Annotated in this window: 19 protein-coding genes and 1 pseudogene; 8 read left to right on the forward strand and 12 right to left on the reverse strand. The window is 69.7% G+C overall.

What is annotated here, in order from left to right; translation table 11 throughout:
• Positions 1–28 precede the first annotated feature (28 nt).
• Positions 29–550 carry a YbaK/EbsC family protein gene (locus tag ACYVDG_RS28775; protein WP_460761219.1) on the forward strand — a complete coding sequence of 174 codons (522 nt, stop codon included), beginning with the start codon at positions 29–31 and terminating at the stop codon, positions 548–550.
• A 137-nt stretch (positions 551–687) separates the two neighbouring features.
• Here ACYVDG_RS28775 and ACYVDG_RS28780 read toward each other — a convergent pair whose 3' ends face one another.
• Positions 688–2,670: a primary-amine oxidase gene (locus ACYVDG_RS28780; protein WP_460761222.1), complete on the reverse strand. Its 1,983-nt coding sequence runs from the start codon at positions 2,668–2,670 to the stop codon at positions 688–690.
• Positions 2,671–2,845: 175 nt separating this feature from the next.
• The gene (locus tag ACYVDG_RS28785; protein ID WP_460761227.1) at positions 2,846–4,303 is read right to left on the reverse strand and encodes an aldehyde dehydrogenase family protein; all 1,458 of its coding nucleotides are present in this window, start codon (positions 4,301–4,303) and stop codon (positions 2,846–2,848) included.
• A gap of 1,521 nt (positions 4,304–5,824) precedes the next feature.
• Between ACYVDG_RS28785 and ACYVDG_RS28790 the strand changes: the two genes are divergently transcribed.
• A complete protein-coding gene (locus ACYVDG_RS28790) occupies positions 5,825–6,742 on the forward strand; it encodes an AraC-like ligand-binding domain-containing protein (protein WP_460761231.1) in 918 nt (305 codons plus the stop codon).
• Here ACYVDG_RS28790 and ACYVDG_RS28795 read toward each other — a convergent pair whose 3' ends face one another.
• The 3 genes from ACYVDG_RS28795 to ACYVDG_RS28805 form a co-directional block, all read right to left on the reverse strand.
• Positions 6,743–7,087 carry a hypothetical protein gene (locus tag ACYVDG_RS28795; protein WP_460761237.1) on the reverse strand — a complete coding sequence of 115 codons (345 nt, stop codon included), beginning with the start codon at positions 7,085–7,087 and terminating at the stop codon, positions 6,743–6,745. It abuts the gene before it with no gap.
• A 150-nt stretch (positions 7,088–7,237) separates the two neighbouring features.
• The gene (locus ACYVDG_RS28800; protein WP_460761242.1) at positions 7,238–7,645 is read right to left on the reverse strand and encodes a hypothetical protein; all 408 of its coding nucleotides are present in this window, start codon (positions 7,643–7,645) and stop codon (positions 7,238–7,240) included.
• A 138-nt stretch (positions 7,646–7,783) separates the two neighbouring features.
• A complete protein-coding gene (locus ACYVDG_RS28805) occupies positions 7,784–8,182 on the reverse strand; it encodes an ATP-binding protein (RefSeq protein ID WP_460761247.1) in 399 nt (132 codons plus the stop codon).
• A 320-nt stretch (positions 8,183–8,502) separates the two neighbouring features.
• Here ACYVDG_RS28805 and ACYVDG_RS28810 point away from each other — a divergent pair, with 320 nt between their 5' ends.
• Together ACYVDG_RS28810 and ACYVDG_RS28815 are read left to right on the forward strand one after the other, a co-directional pair.
• On the forward strand, positions 8,503–9,357 hold the full coding sequence (locus ACYVDG_RS28810) for a helix-turn-helix domain-containing protein (protein ID WP_460761250.1): 855 nt from the start codon (positions 8,503–8,505) through the stop codon (positions 9,355–9,357).
• Positions 9,358–9,385: 28 nt separating this feature from the next.
• The gene (locus ACYVDG_RS28815; RefSeq protein WP_460761255.1) at positions 9,386–9,574 is read left to right on the forward strand and encodes a DUF397 domain-containing protein; all 189 of its coding nucleotides are present in this window, start codon (positions 9,386–9,388) and stop codon (positions 9,572–9,574) included.
• A 19-nt stretch (positions 9,575–9,593) separates the two neighbouring features.
• Here ACYVDG_RS28815 and ACYVDG_RS28820 read toward each other — a convergent pair whose 3' ends face one another.
• From ACYVDG_RS28820 to ACYVDG_RS28830, 3 genes are all read right to left on the reverse strand, one after another.
• The gene (locus ACYVDG_RS28820) at positions 9,594–9,998 is read right to left on the reverse strand and encodes a PIN domain-containing protein (protein WP_460761258.1); all 405 of its coding nucleotides are present in this window, start codon (positions 9,996–9,998) and stop codon (positions 9,594–9,596) included.
• Entirely contained in the window at positions 9,995–10,168 is a 174-nt protein-coding gene (locus ACYVDG_RS28825) for a hypothetical protein (RefSeq protein ID WP_460761261.1), read from the reverse strand. The genes ACYVDG_RS28820 and ACYVDG_RS28825 overlap by 4 nt, the downstream gene beginning before the upstream one ends.
• Positions 10,169–10,254: 86 nt before the next feature.
• Positions 10,255–10,848 (reverse strand): class I SAM-dependent methyltransferase, encoded by a 594-nt coding sequence (locus ACYVDG_RS28830; RefSeq protein WP_460761264.1) that lies wholly within the window; start codon positions 10,846–10,848, stop codon positions 10,255–10,257.
• Between the two features lie 179 nt (positions 10,849–11,027).
• Between ACYVDG_RS28830 and paaZ the strand changes: the two genes are divergently transcribed.
• From paaZ to ACYVDG_RS28850, 4 genes are all read left to right on the forward strand, one after another.
• Positions 11,028–13,061, forward strand: coding sequence for a phenylacetic acid degradation bifunctional protein PaaZ (gene paaZ, locus ACYVDG_RS28835; RefSeq protein WP_460761267.1), 2,034 nt, complete (start codon positions 11,028–11,030; stop codon positions 13,059–13,061).
• A 219-nt stretch (positions 13,062–13,280) separates the two neighbouring features.
• Positions 13,281–14,117 carry an alpha/beta fold hydrolase gene (locus ACYVDG_RS28840; protein WP_460761270.1) on the forward strand — a complete coding sequence of 279 codons (837 nt, stop codon included), beginning with the start codon at positions 13,281–13,283 and terminating at the stop codon, positions 14,115–14,117.
• A gap of 123 nt (positions 14,118–14,240) precedes the next feature.
• Complete coding sequence (locus ACYVDG_RS28845) at positions 14,241–14,714, forward strand: SRPBCC family protein (RefSeq protein ID WP_460761274.1); 474 nt, start codon at positions 14,241–14,243, stop codon at positions 14,712–14,714.
• A 12-nt stretch (positions 14,715–14,726) separates the two neighbouring features.
• On the forward strand, positions 14,727–15,884 hold the full coding sequence (locus ACYVDG_RS28850) for a M20/M25/M40 family metallo-hydrolase (RefSeq protein ID WP_460761280.1): 1,158 nt from the start codon (positions 14,727–14,729) through the stop codon (positions 15,882–15,884).
• A 156-nt stretch (positions 15,885–16,040) separates the two neighbouring features.
• Here the strand turns inward: ACYVDG_RS28850 and ACYVDG_RS28855 are convergent, their stop codons facing one another.
• The 4 genes and pseudogenes from ACYVDG_RS28855 to ACYVDG_RS28870 form a co-directional block, all read right to left on the reverse strand.
• Positions 16,041–17,498, reverse strand: coding sequence for a dihydrolipoamide acetyltransferase family protein (locus ACYVDG_RS28855; RefSeq protein ID WP_460761285.1), 1,458 nt, complete (start codon positions 17,496–17,498; stop codon positions 16,041–16,043).
• Positions 17,495–18,481: an alpha-ketoacid dehydrogenase subunit beta gene (locus ACYVDG_RS28860; protein ID WP_460761289.1), complete on the reverse strand. Its 987-nt coding sequence runs from the start codon at positions 18,479–18,481 to the stop codon at positions 17,495–17,497. The genes ACYVDG_RS28855 and ACYVDG_RS28860 overlap by 4 nt, the downstream gene beginning before the upstream one ends.
• 1 nt (position 18,482) lies before the next feature.
• A complete protein-coding gene (gene pdhA / locus ACYVDG_RS28865; RefSeq protein ID WP_460761294.1) occupies positions 18,483–19,568 on the reverse strand; it encodes a pyruvate dehydrogenase (acetyl-transferring) E1 component subunit alpha in 1,086 nt (361 codons plus the stop codon).
• 403 nt (positions 19,569–19,971) lie between these two features.
• Positions 19,972–20,075: pseudogene (locus ACYVDG_RS28870) on the reverse strand (IS982 family transposase); the annotation flags it as partial.

The raw sequence follows: 20,075 nt of genomic DNA on the forward strand, positions 1-20,075 counted from the left end.
GGAACGTGAACAGGAACGGGGAGCGGCCATGACTGAACGGATCGAGTGGGTGCCGGCGCACGACCACCCGGAACTGGTGGCGGATCCGGTACGCGAGGCCATCGCCCCCTTCGACGGTTCGGTCCGGGCCGCCGCGATCGACCCGGAGCTGGCGGACACCGAGGCCTTCTGTGAGACCTACGGGCTGACCTTGGACACCAGCGCCAACTGCGTGGTGCTGTCGGCCAAGCGCGGCGGCGAGGTGACCTACGCGGCGTGCATGGTGCTGGCCACGGACCGGGCGGACGTCAACGGCACCCTGCGCCGCCACCTCGGAGCACGGAAGGCGTCGTTCGCCCCCATGGGCGAGGCGACCGGGCTGACCAGTATGGAGTACGGGGGCATCACGCCGTTCGGGCTGCCCGAGGGCTGGCCGGTCCTGGTGGACAAGGCGGTGCACGACACCCCGTGGGTGGTTGTGGGCAGCGGCCTGCGCAGGTCCAAGCTGCGGGTCCCCGGGCCGCTGCTGGCCGAGCTGCCGGGCGCGGAGGTTCTGCCGCTGACCCGTTAGGATCCGGATACCCCGGGTAGGGCAGGGGTCTCCGGAACCTCGGCGCGAGGACCGCCCCCAGGTCGATTTGTCGATAAATCCACGCGTGGTGACGGGGTCGGTGACGGCGGTTGGCGCCGGCGAGGCCCCGGAACCGGTCAGCCGCCGCAGCAGCCTTCGCCGCCGGGGCCGTCCGAGCTACCGGGGGAGTCTGTCCCGGTGGGACGGTGCGCGCGCCTGGTCGGACTCGGCGGGACGTCCAACGCCGGGTTGCGGTCGAAGAAGCCCACCGGGCGCAGCTTGAAGCCCGTGTAGTCCACCGGCATGATCGGCCAGTCCTCGGGGCGTGGCGCGTGGGTCAGGCCGAAGGTGTGCCAGACGGTCACGTCCCGGCCGTCGATGCTCCGGTCGTCGGCGGTGAACTCGGGCAGACCAGCGCCCCCGTGGTGCTGGTTGACCAGGTCACCGGCGGGGTAGCGCTCGGAGTCGTCCTGCGCGGTGACCCACAGGTGCTTGGTCGCGAAGGCCGCGCGGGCGGCCACGGAGGACGCCGGGTCCGCGAGCAGCACCGGTTTGCCCTCGGGCTGCAGGGCGTAGGCGACCGGTCGGCCCACGTGGTTGAGGGAGTTCGGGTTCGACACGTGCCACACCCGGTCGACGGAGGTGTCGGCGAGCCGCCGGGCCTGGAGTTCGGTGGCCAGGGGTGTGCGTTTCTGGGCGAAGGCGTTGCCGCGCGGGTTCTCGGGGCCGATGGGCACCCGGGCGGCGTCGATCTCCTCGACCCGGTGGGTGGTGCCGTCCAGGTTCATGTCCAGCCGCGCGCAGAAGAGGTGCTGGTGCAGGGGCGCTCCGAGGCCGGGGGCGATCTCTGCCGAGTAGGGGTAGTCGCCGCCGGGGTGGGCCGAGGTGAAGACGATGCCGGTGGCCTTGGCCTCGAACTCGATGGTGCCGTCGAGGTAGAGGTACCAGTAGAACCCGTAGTCGTAGTTGCCGACCGTGGTGAAGAACGAGATGACCATGCGGCGCTGGCGACGGGTTTCGACGCTCCCGGACCAGAGCTCGGTGTGCTTCCACAGGACCCCGAAGTCCTCCTCGTGCATGCACACCGCGTTGGGCAGGGTCTTGGGCGCGCCGGACTCGTCGGCGATCACGGCGTCCATGTATGTGATGTCGCCGAGGCAGTCGCAGCCGAGCTGGAGCGGGTTCGCGAACCGGCCGACCATGTACTCGCCGGTGTCGAAGTAGTTCTGCCAGGAACGCACGGGTGACGGGTCGCCGTAGGGAACGACCATCTCGGCGATCGACGCGCGGTGGATGATCGGGCGCTCGCGGCCCTGGTCCCGGTCGGAGAAGGCGATCTGGTGCAGGACCAAGCCCTCCCGGGCGTCGAAACCGACGCGGAGTGACCAGTTCTCCCACGTCAGCAGGTTGCCGTCGAGGCTGAAGCTCGGCCCCTCCGGCTGGGTGATCTCGATGGGCTTCTGGGTGGTGCGGTTCGGTCCCGCGACGGCCGGGTCGGTGTAGTCGCCGGATGCCGCGGGAACCGTAACGGGCCCGAAGTCGAGGACGCGGTCGACGGTGTGGTTGGTGACGTCGACGTAGGCGACGAGCCCGTCCACGGGGTGCGCCCAGGCGATGTCGGTCTCGTGCTCCTGGACGAAGGCGAGGCCGCGCAGGATCCGGCGCCCGCGCTCATCGGGGTACTCGTCGTCGAAGACTCCCGCGGAGAGCGGCGCCACCCGGACCTTGGCGGGGTCCAGGCCGCGGTCGCCGAGCGCACGCAGCCAGCGTTCGTCGTTGTTGAGTACCCCCTCGACCAGTTCGAACTCCTCCTCGAGGACCGGAACCTGGCCGTCCGTGACGGCGTCCAGGGCCCGGTCGCCGTCGATCCGGCCGTGGGTGAGGGACACGACGAGGTCCCGGGAGGGCCCGCCTGCGGTGTCCAGGAGCAGCACCCTGACCCGGCGTTCGAACGGGGTACCGGGCGTGTGCGCGAGGAGGGACTTCTTTCCCGGTTCCTTCAGGCCCACGTACACGAACCGGCTCTCGGGCGTGGCGTGCCCGGTACGGGCCAGGAGGTCGCGGGTCGCGGTGATCTCGTCGGGGGCGAGCGCGTCGAGCGGATGCTTCGGGTCGGCCATGGCGGGTCCTTGGGTGGGTAATGCCGGACGGTGTCGGACGCGGGGCCACCGGGCAGGTGGACGGCTGGGCGCAGGGTCGGTGGGGCAGGGAGGCGGCAGGCACGGGGACGGCGGGGTACTTTTCGACAAGTCGACACATCGACGCATTGCTCAGGGGACCTGTCGGGAAGGCGACTCAGGCCAAGTTGGTCCACACGCTCTTGACCTGGGTGAACGCCTCGATTCCGGACCAGCCCTTCTCCCTTCCGATCCCTGAGGCCTTCATGCCGCCCCAGGAAGCGGCGGCGTCCAGGATCGGGGGCATGTTGATCCACACCGTGCCCGCGCGCACCCGGGCGGCCAGCCGGTTGGCGACGCCGATGTCGCGCGACCACACGACGGCGGCGAGCCCGTAGTCGGTGTCGTTAGCCCGGGAGACGAGTTCGTCGGGGTCCTCGTAGGGCAGCACGGACAGGACCGGGCCGAAGATCTCCTCCCGGGCGATGCGCATGTCGTCGGTGACACCGGAAAACACGGCGGGCCGGACGAAGAAGCCGTCGCCCCCGGCGGGGGTGCGGTCGTGCAGGTGGGCGCCGTCCACGTCGCGGCCGATCGACACGTACTGCTCGGCCTGGTCTCGCTGCTCAGCGGAGACCACCGGGCCGAGGTCGGTGTTCTCGGACAGGCCGTGGCCCAGGCGCATCGAGGCGGCTCCGGCGGCCAGCTTCTCCGCGAACTCGTCGTGGCGGGCGGCGTCCACGAAGAAGCGGGTGTAGGCGGCACAGACCTGGCCGGAGTTGAGCAGACCGCCCATGAGGTTGCCCTGGACCGCGGCGTCGATGTCGGCGTCGGCGGTGATGATGGACGGCGCCTTCCCGCCGAGTTCGAGCGAGACGTGCTTGAGGTCGCGGCCGGCCTTCGCCGCGATCTCACGTCCGACCTCGGTGGAGCCGGTGAAGGACACCTTGGCGACCTTGGGGTGGCCGACCAGGGCCTTGCCGACCTCGGGGCCGCCGGTGACCACGTTGACGACACCGTCGGGGATGCCCGCGCGGCGCACGAGCTCGGTGAGGCGGAGCGTGGTGAGCGGGGTCTGCTCGGCGGGCTTGATCACCACGGTGTTGCCGGTGGCTAGGGCCGGGGCGAGCTTCCACATGAGGATCATCAGCGGGAAGTTCCACGGCGTGATGAGCGCGCACACGCCGAGCGGTTCACGGCGGGTCCGGTAGTCCACGTCCGGCACCGACAGCGGAGCGGTGATCCCGGTGATCTTGGTGACCCAGCCGGCGTAGTAGCGCAGGTGCTCGACGGCGTTCGGGACGGCGAACCCTGCGCTGACACCGAGCGGCTGGCCCTGGTCGGTGGTCTCCAGCCGCGCGAAGGCCTCGGCGTCGGACTCCAGCAGGTCGGCCAGGTTGAGCAGCAGCTTCGCCCTGGCGTTGGGGAGCATGCCCGCCCACTCCGCCGACTCGAAGGCCTTCACGGCGGCGTCCACCGCGGCGTTCACGTCGGTCTCACCGGCCACGGGGACCTCGGTGATGACGGTGCCGGTGCCCGGGTCGTACGTGGGGATGGCCCCCTCGCCGGTCCCGGCGGTCCACTCGCCGTCGATGAACATGTCGGTGCGCAGGTCCTCGTGGACATGATCTCCCATGGCAGTCCTTTCGTCGCCTTTCGAGTGACCGTAGTCACGCGACGCCGGGAGGACTCGCCCTTCTCCGCACGGGCGCTCGCCGTTTTCCGCACGCCTTGTTCGCCCTACGCTGGTGACAAAGAGTGTTGGGCTCCCTTGCCCTTGGGGCCCTTGGGGTGTGGTCCTTTCGGCGTGGGGGAGGTCCGCGTGGGTGGGGAAGGTCCGCGTGGGTGGGGAAGGTCCGCGCGAGCGGGGGTTTGTTGTTGGGTGCGGGGTTCCCCGTTTCCTGCCGCTTGATGGTGGCCGTCTCCGCTGCGCGCGTCAAGGTCGTCGCCGTCGAAGCGCTGGCGCGCTATCGAGGGCGCTCCACCTTGACCCGCTTCGCTGCGACGGCGGGTCGGCGGCAGTCAGGAAACGGGGGACGTGTGGTCGGGGCGGCGAGGGCCCCGGCCTGCGGCCGGGTCCGGCCGTGGCCGGCCGGATTCCCGCCCGTGGGTCTGGCTGTGTCGGCAGGCGCGTCGCAATCCAGTGACCGGTGGGCGACGAAGGGCCCGATCAGGTGCCCGGGTGGTCGGCCGCGTCCCACCGGGCCTGCGGCTCGGCGGTAAGTGGCCCATACGGGTGCGGGTGGTGCCGGTGGACCGGTCGGGTGTGGGCTCCAGGGCATCGAACCCCCCTGCTGGAAGCATTTTGGGCACCGAATGTGCTTCTGCGAGGGGGGTTCACCGGCCCCCCGGTGCTTCTGAGAGGGGGGTTCACCGCTCCGGGTGGCTTCCACCGGGGGTAGCGGGCACCCCAGGACGGTCCCGGTGTCCGAAACCGGCTCGGCGAAGGTGACCGTTGCGTCCGAAACCGGCTGACCCCCGATGATCTTGCCCCTGTCTCAACCCTCGACGGCCGAGGGTGGCACCAGGGGCAAGATCATCTTCGAAAACGGGGGCCACGCCTGACCGAAAGCCCGGTGGGACGCGCTCGACCATGCGCCTAGCCTGCTCGGGCACTTCGTCGCTGGCTGGTCACTGGATTGCGACGCGCTGGCCGATGATGCCGGGCGGATGGGCGGGAATCCGGCCGTTCACGGCCGGAAGGCCGGACCGGGCCGAAGGCCGGACCGGGCCGAAGGCCGGACCGGGCCGAAGGCCCGGGGCCCGAAGGGCCCTCGCCGCCCCGACCACACGTCCCCCGTTTCCTGACTGCCGCCGACCCGCCGTCGCAGCGAAGCGGGTCAAGGTGGAGCGCCCTCGATAGCGCGCCAGCGCTTCGACGGCGACGACCTTGACGCGCGCAGCGGAGACGGCCACCATCAAGCGGCAGGAAACGGGGAACCCCGCACCCAACAACAAACCCCCGCTCGCGCGGACCTTCCCCACCCACGCGGACCTCCCTCACGTACGCCGAAAGAGGCACACCCCAAGGGCCCCAAGGGCAAGGAAGCCCAACACCCATTGTCACCAGGCTCTAAGTGACACGGCTAACATCCGGGGAAGTCCTCGGGTTGAGGACACCCATGCCGGAGCCGGGCGTGGAGGAAGGGAGACGGGTATGGCCACCGTGCACGCCACCGACCGGATCGACCGCTTCGAAGCCGCCGCCTCCCAGGCCTTCGCGCCCCTGCGCATGCGGGCCGAGAACGGCAGCCCCTTCCAAGGCGAGGTCTCCACCACCCGGGTGGACGAACTGGTACTCACCCGGATCCAGGCCAACCCGATGGTGGTGCGGCGGGAACGCTCGCTGATGGGTTCCTCCGACCCGGATCTGCTGAAGGTCGCCTGGCACCGCTCCGGGAAAGCCGGGGTCGACCAGCACGACCGGCGCTGCCTGCTCACCCCGGGCGACCTGGTGGTCTACGAGACCGAACGCCCCTACGAGCTGCCGTTCTGGGAGCCCTACGACACCGTCGTCGTCGGGATTCCGGCGTACCTGTTCGGTGCCCACGCGGACCGGCTCCGGCAGCGGGTCGCGACCCCCGTGCGTGCCGAACGCGGCACCGGGGCGCTGCTGACCACCATGCTCCAGGGGGTGGCGGGCGGTGCGGGTTCCGACGCCGTCGCCAGCGCGCAGCACCACCTCGCCACGGCACTGGTGTCCCTGGTGTGCGCGGCCTTCGTCGACGCCGTCCCCGAGGAGGCGGAGGACCCCTGGGAGCGGATTCAGGCGTACTGCCTGGCCAACCTGGCGGACCCCGGCCTGTCCGTGGAATCGGTTGCCGCCGCCCACCGGGTTTCGCCCCGCTACCTGTACAAGCTGTGCCAGGCCAGGGGGTTCACCCTGGCTCGATGGATCCGCACCGAACGCCTGTCCCGCATCCGCCGCGACCTCGGAGACCCGCTCCTCGCGGACCGCAGTACTTCGGCCATCGCCGCCCGCTGGGGGGTACTGGACTCGGGGCACCTGGGCCGGATGCTCAAGGCCGAGTTCGGCGAGACCGCGAGGGACATCCGGGGTCGTGCCCGGGCGTGACTACTGCTCGGGCTGGTCGGGCTGTTCCTGCTGCTTTGGCTGCTTGGGCTGCTTGGGCTGCGCCTTGGGCCGGTAGGAGGTGTGGAACCACGCCCCCAGCACCAGCTTCGCCCCGACCACGACCAGCGCGATCGCCCACGAGCCCACCGGTGCCATAGCTGTTTCACAGGTAGTGGCCAACGATCCGGGCATGCCCTCGTAAGCGAACCACCCGAAGGAGCCGTCGCCGGTACTGACCGGGTCCCACCACCCCGCCCCGCACGGCCCAGCGGGCACCAGGCCCAGGGAGAGGCCACCGGCGACCAACGCAATGGCCACCGTGCGGACGATCTGAACAGGGGACATGGAGCTCTCCTCAACGCAAGGGAGTTTCGTTTCAGGGGGTTTCGTTTTCGGATGCCCCCGCAACCTAACGCTTCTCCCCAAGGGCAGCGTGGCAGGGAACGGTGTCCGGGTCAGGCCAGAACACCGCTCCCTCGGGGGTTTTCGCGGGTGTCAGCCGCAGACCCGGAGGTAGGTGCGGATCACCGAGGCGAGGTCGTCGAACTCTTCCGTTGGCGCTGCTGTACCGGGGGATGCGAGCAGGTCACCGACGGGCACACGCGGCCGGGGGACCGGGGAGAGGTAGGGGCGGACCAGAGCGCCAGCGACCTGGTCGGGGTCGAGGTAGTCGTTCGCCCGGTGTTCGGAGACTTCCGGGGCGGTGGATGTCGAGGGCTCCAGGCTCGGGACGTCGTCCGAACCCTGCAGACCTTCCGGTGCGGGCGCGATCGCGACCCGAGCTGGAGGGTTCGGGATGAAGAGGTAGGCCAGCGCCGAGGCGAGGGTGAGGGCGAAGAGAGCCCACAAGTGTTCGGTCAGACTCCGGCAACGCCTGTGGTGTCGCCCGGTAGGGTGCTGCATGGTCAATCCCCTGTCTGGTTCAGGTGGTTGATCAGCCCGGGCCGGTGTTGGAGCACCGGCCCGGGCACTGTGTTTCTGGGAGCGCGCGGGTGTCGATGGCCCCGGCTCAGCGGAGCTGCGCTTCCCGGCGCGCCGACCTCAGACGGTCTCGTTCTCCAGCCCCGGCTCCCGGTTGAGGCGGACCATCGCGCGCAGGTACAGCGGCTGTCCGGGGTAGCCCTCCCACCACCAGAAATCCGCGATCCGGTCGACGAGCCACAGACCCCGACCGCTCGGGCTCATCTCATCGGGCTGACGGTTGATCACTCGGGGCATCGACCCGGGGCAACCCCACCTGGGCCCCTGGTCCAGCACCCCGATCAGGACTGTGTCGCTGTTGAGGAACTCCATCGAGAGGCCCATCCGCCCGTACTTCTCGCTGCTCGCCGTGTGGCGGACGGCGTTCGTGGCGAGCTCGCTGGCGACCAGCTCGACCCAGGACCCGTGCCCGCCCTGGAGCCGCGTGTCGCGCAGGAACCAGCTGCGCGCTCGTGCCACCCCCTTTTCGTTCCCGTCGGTGTACCGCCACCACGGAGCCGACGACCGCCCCACCCCGCCACCGGGCCGCCGGGGTCCCACTATCCGACCAACACTCATAACGTCCTCCCTGACGCGCTAGCCATCAGACACAGCACAGGTTTCTGCGACTCAGGTATGCACCACGTCACTCCCTGCTAGCTTCGATAGTGCACTGAGATTCGATCCATCGCAAGACTCTCAATGAAAATCTCACAGATAGATTTGCAGAAAGTTGTCGACGCCTGCCAGATGCGCGAGACTGATGCCGTCGCATGTCCGCATCGAGAGGTGGAGCGCCGGTGTCAGTCGGAAGTCCGATGGTGGCCAGGCTCGGCTTGGCCAACTTCCTCAAGGAGTCGCGGGGCAAACGCTCCTCGGCTGAGGCAGCTGCGGTGGCGGGTTTCAGCAAGGCCACGCTGTCGCGCGTGGAGCGCGGCGAGAGCGTCATCTCCCCTGGTGATGCCCGACTTCTGATGATGCACTACGGGGTCCCGGCGGACGTGATCGAATCCTTCGCCGACCTGGCCTACGCCGCAAAGCAGCCCGGCTGGTGGCAGCGCTACAAGTCAGCACTCCCCGACTGGTTCAGCCTGTTCGTCGGCGTGGAGAGCGCCGCACGCAGGATTCGCACCTACGAGCCGGAGCTGATCCCCGGCATTCTGCAGACCCCTGAGTACTACCGAGCTGTCTTTGAGAAGGGCATCCAGGTCCCCTTCACTGAGGAGCAGGTCCAGGATGCTGTGAGTCTTCGCCAACGCAGACAGGAGAAACTGACCGGAGATGATCCGGCGGAGCTTCTGGCAGTCATCAGCGAATCAGCCCTCTATCGCCAGGTGGGCGGCCCCGACACGCACCAGGAACAGCTGGAGTACCTCCTGGCCATGGGTCAGCGGGACAACCTCAGCATCAGAATTCTGCCTTTCACATCGGGTGTCCACGCAGCCAGTTACGGCGCGTTTGTTCTGCTCGACTACACCGTGGTCAACAAGGACTACGCCCTGGCCTATGTCGAGTACTCCGGGGGCGCCATTTACCTCGAAGCAGAGGACGAGATCTCGCTGCACAGCCGCATGTTCGACAGCCTGTGGCAGGACGCGGCGTCGCTGTCCGAGACAGAAGGCTTGGTCAAGGACGCGATTCAGCGCATCAGCTAGCAGTACCGCAGACAAGATGGATGGTGACATGAAGTCCTTTGAAGACCCCACATCGCTCAGGTGGCACGTTTCTTCGTACACCGGAGCGCAGGGCAACTGCGTGGAGGTCGCGGAAGGGCAGAGCGTCCTGGTCCGCGACACGAAACACCGCCAGCACGGCCACCTGACCTTCCAGAGCTCCGAGTGGACCAACCTCCTGAGCACTCTTCAGCGCTAGCGCCAGCGGGCACCCCGCCTCAAGCCATGCGGAGGCGTTCCACCGGCTGCCCGGTGACTTCGGCGATGAGCTCGAACTCCTTGTCCAGGTGAAGGAGGGTCAGACCGGCGAGTTCGGCGATCGCAGCGACGAGCAGGTCGGGGGCACCCGGGCCCCGGTGCAGCCCCTTGTCCGCGAGCATCACCTGAACCTCGATCGCACGATTCTCCATCGGGGGTGTGGCGTTCTGGACCGGCATGACCGAGAACGGCGGGCGCGCCATGAAGTCCCGCAGCTCGGCTCCGGACTGTGCGGCCGATCCGACCTCCAACCGGGTGATGGCCGGGATACACACCATGCCCCGTTGCATCCGGGAAGCCCATTCGGGTGCGTCGGGGCTCGAGGCCAGACGCACGAAGGCGGACTTGTCGATCAGCCAGATCATTCCCTTGCCCGTTCCATGACGTCCGGATCCTCGAACCGTGCGTTGGCGTTCAGGTACGCGCTGCGGGGGTGCCTCTGCTTCTCGGCATCCGCGTCGATCGCCCCCACCAGGCTGTCCGGGACATCGTGGTTCAGGCCATCCGCCCTACCGTCACCGCCAAGTGCACGCATGATATCCCGCGGAACCGTCCGAGGTATGCCGGATCATCACCGTGGCCCGGAAGCCTCACCGTGGTTCGCAGGTGACGGCCGGACGGTCACCCTGAGACGCGGCGGAAGCGGTACCACTTGGGGTTGGTGCGGTTCATGGGCCAGCCCAGGCCCTCGGTGGACGCGTCCTCCACGTCGATCAGCTCCCATTCGGGGAAGGCCGCTTCGACCTCCGCCTGGGAGACCCCCTCGACCATGCGCCGGTAGATGGACGGGCCGAAGGCGAGCATCAGGAGGGTCGCTCCCGGGGCGGCGAGGTCGGTGACGCTGCGGCCCTGGGCGGCCTGTTGGGTCTGGTCGAGCCCTTGGAAGCAGCCGATGTCCAGGAACAGGTCGAAGGTGCCCAGGTCGGGTGAGAGATCGGTGGCGTCGCCGACGACGTAGGTGACGTCGTCGGCGTTCTTCTCGCGGGCGGCCTCGATGGCTGCGGGCACGAAGTCGAGGCCGACCGCCTCCCAGCCGTGGCGGGCGAGTTCGGGCGTGAACTGGCCCCGGCCACAGCCGATGTCGAGGGCTCTACCGGGGCTCTCGCGGTCCTTCGACTCGCGTTCGAGCCAGGAGCGGAGCTGGGCCCCGGCCGCGGGGCCGTAGCGCTCCCAAGGGGTGAAGCCGAGACGGTACATCCGCGCGTAGTTCGTCATGGATCCAAGGTAAGCGGACTCCGCCTGCCTGGACAGGTGACCCCCGAGTGCGTGTTCCGTGGCGTACGGCCCCGCCGGAAACCGCTGGTGGTCGGGGTGCCATGGACATGCGACTAGTTACTGACCGATCGGTCTGTAATACTGTCCCCAGAGACCCACACCGAGGAGAGGACCGTCACGTGTCCGAAGCACTGGAGAGCTACGCGCAGGGTTCGTGGTTCACCCCCGCGGACGAGGGTGCGCCCCTGGCCGACGCGAACACCGGAGAGACCGTCGCTCGGATCTCGAAGAACGGCCCCGACGTCGCAGCGATGGTCGAGTACGCGCGCGAGGTCGGCGGGCCCGCGGTGCGGGCACTGACCTTCCACCAGCGGGCGAACATCCTCAAGGAAGTCGCCAAGCACCTCATGGGGTACAAGGACGAGTTCTACGCCCTCTCCCACCGGACCGGCGCCAATAAGCGCGACACGATGGTCGACGTGGACGGTGGTTTCGGCACCCTCTTCAGCTTCTCCAGCAAGGGCCGCCGCGAGCTCCCCAACTCGACCGTCGTCCTCGACGGCCCGCTGGAGCAGCTCAGCAAGGGCGGCACGTTCGTCGCCCAGCACGTCTACACGTCCCGCCCGGGCGTGGCCGTGCAGATCAACGCGTTCAACTTCCCCGTCTGGGGCATGCTCGAGAAGCTCGCCCCGGCCTTTCTCGCGGGTCTGCCCAGCATCGTCAAACCCGCGGGTCAGACCGCCTACCTGACCGTCGCCGTGGTCAAGCGGATGGTCGAGTCCGGTCTGATGCCCGAAGGGTCGATCCAGCTCCTGGTCGGCAGCCACCGAGGGCTGCTCGACAACCTCGGCCCGCAGGACATCGTGGGCTTCACCGGCTCCGCGGCCACCGGTGCGATCCTGCGCAACCACCCGAACGTGGTCACCGGCGGTGTCCAGCTGAACGTCGAGGCCGACTCCCTCAACTGTTCGATCCTCGGCCCGGACGTGCGGGTCGAGGACCCCGAGTTCGACCTGTACGTCAAGCAGGTCGTGACCGAGATGACCGTCAAGGCGGGCCAGAAGTGCACCGCCATCCGCCGCGTCATCGTGCCCGAACCGATGGCCGAAGCCGTCACCGAAGCGCTGACCGACCGCCTGCGCAAGGTCGTGGTGGGCGCCGCCGACAACCCGGACGCCCGCATGGGCGCACTGGTCTCCCAGGACCAGCGCGAGGAGGTCCGCAAGGCGGTCAAGGCCCTGCGCACCTCCAGCGAACTCGTGTTCGGCGACCCTGAGCGGGTGGAGGTGACCGGCGCGGACGACGAGTCGGGCGCGTTCATGTCGCCGATCCTCCTCCGCGCGGAACCCGGCGCGAAGGAACCCCACGACGTGGAGGCCTTCGGCCCGGTCAGCACCGTCATCACGTACAGCACGGTCGCCGAGGCGGTGGAGCTCGCCGCGCGCGGCCAGGGAAGCCTGGTCGGTTCGCTGGTCACCCACGACGAGAACGTCGCCCGCGAGGTCGTCCTCGGTGTCGCACCCTGGCACGGCCGCATCCTCGTGCTCGACCGGGACGACGCCAAGGAGTCCACGGGCCACGGCTCCCCGCTGCCCGTCCTGGTCCACGGCGGCCCCGGCCGCGCCGGCGGCGGCGAGGAGATGGGCGGTGTCCGCGGCGTCAAGCACCACATGCAGCGCACGGCCGTCCAGGGTTCCCCGGACATGATCACTTCGATCACCGGGCACTGGACGACGGGGTCGCGCCGCGCCGTCGGAGACGTGCACCCGTTCCGCAAGGACCTGACCGAGCTGCGGATCGGCGACACGATCGAGTCGGCCGAGCGCACGGTGACCCGCGCCGACATCGACCACTTCGCCGAGTTCACCGGTGACACGTTCTACGCGCACACCGACGAGGAGGCCGCGGCCGCCAACCCGCTGTTCGGCGGGATCGTGGCGCACGGCTACCTGGTGGTGTCCCTGGCAGCGGGCCTGTTCGTGGACCCGGCACCGGGCCCCGTGCTCGCCAATTTCGGCGTCGACCACCTGCGCTTCCTCACCCCGGTGAAGGAGGACGCGACCATCAAGGTGACGCTGACCGCCAAGCAGATCACCCCGCGCACCAACGCCGACTACGGCGAAGTCCGCTGGGACGCGGTCGTCACCGACCAGGACGGGGAGCCGGTCGCCACGTACGACGTCCTCACCCTGGTGGCCAAGGGCGACGGGTAGCAACAGAACCTGATCGGCCCGTCGCCTTGTCGACATGGCGGTATGGCCGCATGGCGGCTGGGAAGGCGGAGAGAGGCAGCGGTGCCCCCGGTTCTCGGACCGGGGGCACCGTTGTGTCCGGGCCCAAGGCATGACCTGCCTTTATTCTCCCGAAAGCCACTGCGTCCTAGGGTGGGTGGCGTGTGATGACCACCGTTCCCGACGCAAGTAGGGGGCAGCATGGGACGCATTACCGTTGACGCCGAGAACACCGAGCCGGTCGAGCTGTACTACGAGGACCAAGGGAACGGCCGACCGGTCGTCCTCATCCACGGCTACCCGCTCGACGGACGTTCCTGGGAGAGGCAGACCACCGCTCTCCTGAACGCCGGTTACCGGGTGATCGCCTACGACCGGCGGGGCTTCGGGCAATCCTCGCACCCCTCGGACGGGTACGACTACGACACCTTCGCCGCCGACCTGAGGACCGTCCTGGAGAGTCTGGACCTCGAGGACGCCGTGCTCGTGGGCTTCTCTATGGGGACCGGAGAGATCGCCCGCTACCTGGGCGCCTACGGTTCCGAGCGGGTATCGAAGGCGGTGTTCCTCGGATCGCTCCAGCCGTATCTGCTGAAGACGGACGACAACCCCGGTGGCGCTGCCCCGAGGGACTTCTTCGAGGACATCGTCGCCCAGGTCGAGGCCGACCGGTACGCCCACCTGACCGGCTTCTTCCACGACTTCTACAACTTGGACGAGAACCTGGGCGACCGGATCAGCGAGGAGGCCGTCCGCAACAGCTGGAACACCGGCTCGGGCATGGGTGCGGTGGCCGCGGCCGCGTGCCCCCTCACCTGGATCACCGACTTCCGCGAGGACATCCCGGACATCGATGTTCCCACGCTGATCGTGCACGGGACCGATGACCGAACCCTGCCCATCGACGCGACCGCCCGCCGGTTCACCGAGCTACTGCCCTCTGCCGAGTACGTGGAGATCCCGGGCGCACCGCACGGTCTGCTGTGGACCCACGCGGACCGGGTCAACGAGCTCATCTTGGGCTTCCTCGGCACTTAGCCACCCCGGAAGCGGTGCCCTGGGGCCAAGAGCGTTCCGGGGCGCCGCAGTTCGGGGCCATCACAACGCTCAGCGGTCGGCGTCCTCTCACGGGCCGACTCCACAGACGCAAAGAGGAAGAACGTGCGACAGGCAGACAGGGGACGCGCGGTCCGCCCGAGGCGCACCACCACACTCCGGGTGACCGAGGACTTCGCCGCACCGCCGGAGCGGGTGTTCGCTCTGACCCTCAGCGAGGCGGGCTTCGTGGACGCCATGCCGCCGGGCGTGCGGGTCCTGCGCTGGCCTGAGCGCTTCTGCGTAGGCGAGGTCCTCGACCTGCGCTGGGGCGCGGCCGGATGCTTCCCCGTGCGCTGGACCGCGGTCATCGACGCGTACGAGGAGGGGCGTTCGTTCACCGACCTCCAGGTACGCGGGCCGTTCCGCTACTGGCGGCACACGCACACGGTCGAGCCGTACGGTGCGGGAACCCGGCACACCGACCTGGTGGAGATCAGCACCGGGTTGGGCCCGGTGGGCGACCTCGCCGCCGCGACCGCGATCCGGGGCGCCTTCGGTCCGCGGCTGCGCAGGATGCGGGCCGGCCTGGAGAGCTGAAAGGGTCGCGGCATGACTGACACTGCGACGGAGAAACTGGCCGCGGCGGCCGAGCGGGACTTGGACCTGATCATCGCGGACCTGCGCCGACTCGTCGAGCTGGAGACCCCCAGCCACGAACCGCCCCTGTTGTCGGCGGGGCTGGACGGCATCGAGTCCTGGCTGGCGGAACGGCTGGGTGACCCGACCGACCGGGTCCGGCACGGCGGCGGCGCGTACGGCGACGTCCTGGAACTCACCTACCCCGGCACCGCGCCGGGGAGCGTGCTCTTCCTCAGCCACTACGACACGGTCTGGCCGGGCGGCACCCTGGACGGGTGGCCCGTGACCATCGCGGGGGACAGCCTCACCGGCCCCGGGTGCTTCGACATGAAGGCCGGGATCGTGCACAGCGTCTGGGTGCTGCGGCTGCTGCGGGAGCTGGGACTGCCCCACCCCGAGGTGCGGATGCTGCTCACCGGCGACGAGGAGATCGGCAGCCCGGCATCGCGCCCGCACATCGAGCGCGCCAGCGAGGGGGTGGACCTCACCCTCGTCCTCGAACCCAGCCGCGAGGGCATGGTGAAGACCCGCCGCAAGGGCATGGGGCTCTTCGACGTGGAGGTGCGCGGGGTGGAGTCCCACGCGGGCCTCGACCCGGCCGCCGGGGCGAGCGCGGTCCACGCCCTGGCCGAGGTGCTGCCCCGGATCACTGCCCTGTCCGCGCCCGACCGGGGCACCACCGTGAACGTGGGGACGGTCTCCGGCGGCACGGGGCGCAACGTGGTGGCCGGTCGCGCCCTCTGCAAGGTGGACGTGCGGGTGCAGGAGCCCGAGGAAATGGGGCGGGTCGACGATGGGCTGGCCGCTCTCGAGGTCTCCGACCCCAGGATCTCCCTCGCGGTGACGGGGGAGTGGAACCGGCCGCCGATGAACCCCAACCCGCCCTCGGAGCGGGCCTTCGCCACCCTGCGGGAGGTCGCCGACGACTTGGGGGTCCGCCTGGGTGAGACGGCGGTCGGCGGGGCCAGCGACGCCAACCTCGTCTCCGCACTGGGCCGTCCCGTGCTCGACGGGCTGGGCGCGGTGGGCGCGGGGCCGCACTCGCGCGACGAGCACCTGCTGGTCAGTCGCACCCCGCACCAGATCGCCGTGGTCGCCGGACTCCTGGAACGGATGGTCCGCGGGTAGGAACCCGACCGGCCGCGGACACCGGTGGCCTGGACGCAGTCGGCGGAGCAAGGCCGGCGGACCACGACCAGCGGAGCCCGACATGGGGAAGCGCCCCGGGGGCGCCGACTCCCTCCGGGGCGCTCCGTCTCTTGCCGACTCCCTGGTGGACCCGGTCTACAGGCGGGCGATGGCCTGGGCCGGGTTCTCCATGGCGTCGGCCACCACGCGCATGAAACCCGCGGCCGTACCGCCGTCACACACGCGGTGGTCGAAGGCGAACGACAGCTGCGTGATCTTGCGGGCCGTCAGTTCGCCGTCCACCACCCAAGGGCGGTCGATGATCCGGCCGACGCCGAGGATCGCGACCTGGGGGTGGTTGATGATGGCGGCGCTGCCGTCCACGCGGAGCGAACCGAAGTTGTTCAGCGTGAACGTTCCCCCGCCCATCTGGGCCGGTGTGGCCTTCCCCTCCCGGGCAGCCCGGGTGAGCGCCCTGATCTCCGTGTCCAGCTCCATGGTGGTGAGCTTGTGCGCACCCATCACGGCAGGGGCGACCAGGCCGCGGTCGGTCTGCACAGCCAAGCCGAGGTTGACGCCGTCGTACTGGACGAGCTCGTCGCGCTCGGTGTCCACCAAACCGTTGAGCTCGGGGTGGGCGTGCAGGCCGGCGAGCACGAAGCGCGCCAGGTAGGCCAGCAGCCCGGGTCCGGAGGGGTCCGACTGGCGCAGTCGGACCAGCTCGGTGGCGTCCACGTCCACCCACACGGTGGCTTCGGGGATCTCGGTGCGACTGCGCGAGAGCGAGTTCGCGACGCTCTTGCGGAACCCGCCCATGGCCACGCGCTGGGCCTCGGCCAGGCCGGTGCGGCGGTCCACCGCACCGGGCTCGACCGGGGCCGGTGCGCCCGCGGGGGAGGGTGCGGGGACCGGTGCCGCCGCGGGAGGGGGGACCGCGACCGAGGCGGACGGAACCGGAGCGGTGTTGGCCCCGGCCGCCTCGATCGCGGAGCGTACGTCGCGCCTGGTGATGAGTCCGCCCGGGCCACTGCCCTCGATATCGGCCACGCGCACCCCGGCTTCCCTGGCCATCTGGCGGACCAGCGGCGAGGTGACCAGCGGGACGCGCCGCACCGGTGTGCTCCCGGCGGGGGCCGGGTTCGCCTTGGGCTTCGGCGGCTGCTCACCGCGTGCCGGAGGGCGGCTGCGCGGACGGCGGCGGCGACCGGAGCCCGTGGACTCGGGGGTGCCGTAGCCGATCAGGACGTTGCCCGAACCCGCGCCCGCGCGCTCCTCCTCGCGGTAGCGCTCGCCCGCGGCGTCGGCTTTGGCCGCCGGAGCTTCCGTCTCCGCAACCGGTGCGGCCTCAGGCGACTCCGCGACCGGCGCGGCCGCAGCCGTCGCCACGGTGATGAGCGGCTCACCGACCACCATGACCTCGCCTTCCTCACCGTGCAGGACACTGACGGTCCCGGCGAAGGGCGAGGGGACCTCGACGATGGACTTGGCGGTCTCCACCTCGGCGATCGGCTGGTCGAGGGTGACGGTGTCGCCGACGGACACCAGCCACGTCACGACCTCGGCCTCGGTGAGGCCCTCCCCCAGGTCGGGGAGGTCGAAGATCTGGTCGGTCACTGGTCCTCCCACTGCAGGTCGTCGACGGCGTCGAGGATGCGGTCCACGCTGGGCAGTTGGAAGCGCTCCAGCTTCGGCGGAGGAAAAGGGATGTCGAAGCCGGTGACCCGGCGGACTGGGGCGGCGAGAGAGTGGAAGCAGCGCTCGGTGACCCGGGCGGCGATCTCCGAGGCGACACTGGCGTATCCGCTGGCTTCGGCGACCACGACGGCGCGGCCGGTGGAGCGCACCGCGGCGCACACGGTCTCGTCGTCGAAGGGGACGGGGGAGCGCACGTCCACGACCTGGAGGCTGCGGCCCTCCTGAGCGGCGGCCTCGGCGGCCTCCAGCGCGGTGGGGACGGAGGGTCCGTAGGCGATGAGGGTGGCGTCGGCGCCCTCGCGTCGGACCACGGCCTCGCCGATCCCGGGCGCGGGCCGGTCGAAGTCCACCTCCTCCTTGGACCAGTAGAGCTTCTTGGGCTCCATGAACACCACGGGGTCGGGGGAGGAGATGGCGTCCCGCAGCAGGTAGTAGGCGTCCTCGGGGGTGGCGGGGGTGACGACCTTCAGGCCCGGGGTGTGCGCGTAGTAGGCCTCGGAGGAGTCGCAGTGGTGCTCGACCCCGCCGATACCGCCGGCGAAGGGGACCCGGATGACCATCGGCAGGGCGACCCGGCCGCTGGTGCGGTTGCGGGTCTTGGCCACGTGGCTGGCGATCTGCTCGAAGGCCGGGTAGGCGAAGGCGTCGAACTGCATCTCCACCACCGGGCGCATGCCGTTCATCGCCATGCCCACGGCCATACCGACGATGCCGGACTCGGCGAGCGGGGTATCGAAGCAGCGGTCCTCACCGAACTCGGCGGTGAGGCCGTCGGTGATGCGGAAGACGCCGCCGAGGGGGCCGACGTCCTCGCCGAAGACGAAGACGGACGGGTCCTCGGCGAGGGAGTCGCGCATCGCCCGGTTGAGCGCCTGCGCCATGGAGAGCTTCTCGGTCGCCATGTCAGTTGCCCTCTCTGCTCAGTTCGTCGGCCAGGAAGGCGGCCTGCTCCGCCAGCTGCGGGGTGGGTGAGGCGAACACGTGCGCGAACAGGTCCGCCCCGTCGGGCTCGACGTCCCGGTTGACGCCCTCGCGCATGTGGGTGGCGACCCTCTCCGCCTCCTCGGTGATCTCGGCCTGCTTGGCCTTCGTGAGCAGCCGCTTCTTCTTGAGGTAGGTCTCCATGCGCCGCAGCGGGTCCCGTGCCACCCAGGGGTCGACCTCGTCGTCACTGCGGTAGCGGGTGGCGTCGTCGGCGTTGGTGTGCGCCTGCATCCGGTAGGTGTGCGCCTCGACCAGTTGCGGCCCCTCACCGGAGCGGGCGGCACCGACGGCGTGTTCCAGGACGGCGAGGACGGCGGCGGCGTCGTTGCCGTCCACGCGCTCGCCGTTGACGCCGTAACCGACGCCCTTGTGTGCGAGGGAGGGCGCGGCGGTCTGCTTGGCCAGGGGGACGGAGATCGCGTACTCGTTGTTCTGCACGAAGAACACGACCGGTGCCTTGAAGACCGCGGCGAAGTTCAGGGCCTCGTGGAAGTCGCCCTCGCTGGTGGCTCCGTCGCCGCAGAGCGCCATGACCACGGTGTCCTCACCGCGCAGTCGGGCAGCGTGGGCGACGCCGACGGCGTGCAGGAGCTGGGTGGCGAGCGGAGTGGCCTGCGGCGCCACGTTGTGGCCGTAGGGGTCGTATCCCGCGTGCCAGTCACCTTTGAGGAGGGTGAGGACCTCGACCGGGTCGACGCCGCGGGCGATGACGGCGGCGGTGTCGCGGTAGGTGGGGAAGAGCCAGTCACCGTCGGCCAAAGCGAGGGCTGCGCCGGTCTGGCAGGCCTCCTGCCCGTGGGAGGAAGGGTAGACGGCGAGGCGGCCCTGGCGGACGAGGGCGCTGGCCTGGTCGTTGACTCGTCGGCCGATCACCAGGGAGGTGTAGGCCTCGAGGAGGCGCTTGGAGCCGGGCATCCGCAGGTCGGCGCTGTCGACCTGGGCGCCGGACTCGTCGAGCAGCTGTAGGGGCAGCTCGGAGGGGAGAAGGCCCTGGTGTTCAGCCATGCTGCAACCTCCTGTTTCACGGAAGATCTGTACAGGGACATGGTGCTATTCCAGGCCATCTGTTCGCCACAAACCGGCCATAATCAAGAAAATGTCGCGAATGTTCCCGTCAAGGTCATCCATTTGTCTATGCATGTGATGCGGGACACGGGTCGACCTGGACATGTGGCCGGAGACACGTCCATGCGTGACGCGGAACCCAAGAGTCGACAGATCTCCCTGTCCCCGTAGCGACTTCTCGACGAACCGACCCGCTCAGACCGCACCTGGCGCCCGTCGGGTGATGGGACCTCGCCAATGCCGTGTCAGCCGAGGTTCACCCCGTCGCGACGCTCAGCACGGCACCTCGCTGCGTTGGCGAAAAGCCCACTTAGGAACCACTAGATGATTGAGTCCGATGTCTTCAGTGGTCGTAGGCGATCAGGGACCGCTTGACGGGGGCGTTGGTCTCCCAGTTGTGCCAGATCGCCGCGGCCATGGCCAGCAGGCGCTGTGCGGTACGGGCGA

The organism is Nocardiopsis oceani, from assembly GCF_054777395.1.

Bases quoted from the DNA above. Each gene is read 5' to 3' on its own strand.
- ACYVDG_RS28860 (WP_460761289.1), bottom strand. From the start codon at position 18,481: ATGGCGACCGAGAAGCTCTCCATGGCGCAGGCGCTCAACCGGGCGATG.
- ACYVDG_RS28850 (WP_460761280.1), top strand. From the start codon at position 14,727: ATGACTGACACTGCGACGGAGAAACTGGCCGCGGCGGCCGAGCGGGAC.
- pdhA (WP_460761294.1), bottom strand. From the start codon at position 19,568: ATGGCTGAACACCAGGGCCTTCTCCCCTCCGAGCTGCCCCTACAGCTG.
- ACYVDG_RS28800 (WP_460761242.1), bottom strand. From the start codon at position 7,645: ATGCAGCACCCTACCGGGCGACACCACAGGCGTTGCCGGAGTCTGACC.
- ACYVDG_RS28820 (WP_460761258.1), bottom strand. From the start codon at position 9,998: ATGATCTGGCTGATCGACAAGTCCGCCTTCGTGCGTCTGGCCTCGAGC.
- ACYVDG_RS28815 (WP_460761255.1), top strand. From the start codon at position 9,386: ATGAAGTCCTTTGAAGACCCCACATCGCTCAGGTGGCACGTTTCTTCG.
- ACYVDG_RS28775 (WP_460761219.1), top strand. From the start codon at position 29: ATGACTGAACGGATCGAGTGGGTGCCGGCGCACGACCACCCGGAACTG.
- ACYVDG_RS28795 (WP_460761237.1), bottom strand. From the start codon at position 7,087: ATGTCCCCTGTTCAGATCGTCCGCACGGTGGCCATTGCGTTGGTCGCC.
- ACYVDG_RS28785 (WP_460761227.1), bottom strand. From the start codon at position 4,303: ATGGGAGATCATGTCCACGAGGACCTGCGCACCGACATGTTCATCGAC.
- ACYVDG_RS28780 (WP_460761222.1), bottom strand. From the start codon at position 2,670: ATGGCCGACCCGAAGCATCCGCTCGACGCGCTCGCCCCCGACGAGATC.
- ACYVDG_RS28830 (WP_460761264.1), bottom strand. From the start codon at position 10,848: ATGACGAACTACGCGCGGATGTACCGTCTCGGCTTCACCCCTTGGGAG.
- ACYVDG_RS28840 (WP_460761270.1), top strand. From the start codon at position 13,281: ATGGGACGCATTACCGTTGACGCCGAGAACACCGAGCCGGTCGAGCTG.
- ACYVDG_RS28825 (WP_460761261.1), bottom strand. From the start codon at position 10,168: ATGCGTGCACTTGGCGGTGACGGTAGGGCGGATGGCCTGAACCACGAT.
- ACYVDG_RS28790 (WP_460761231.1), top strand. From the start codon at position 5,825: ATGGCCACCGTGCACGCCACCGACCGGATCGACCGCTTCGAAGCCGCC.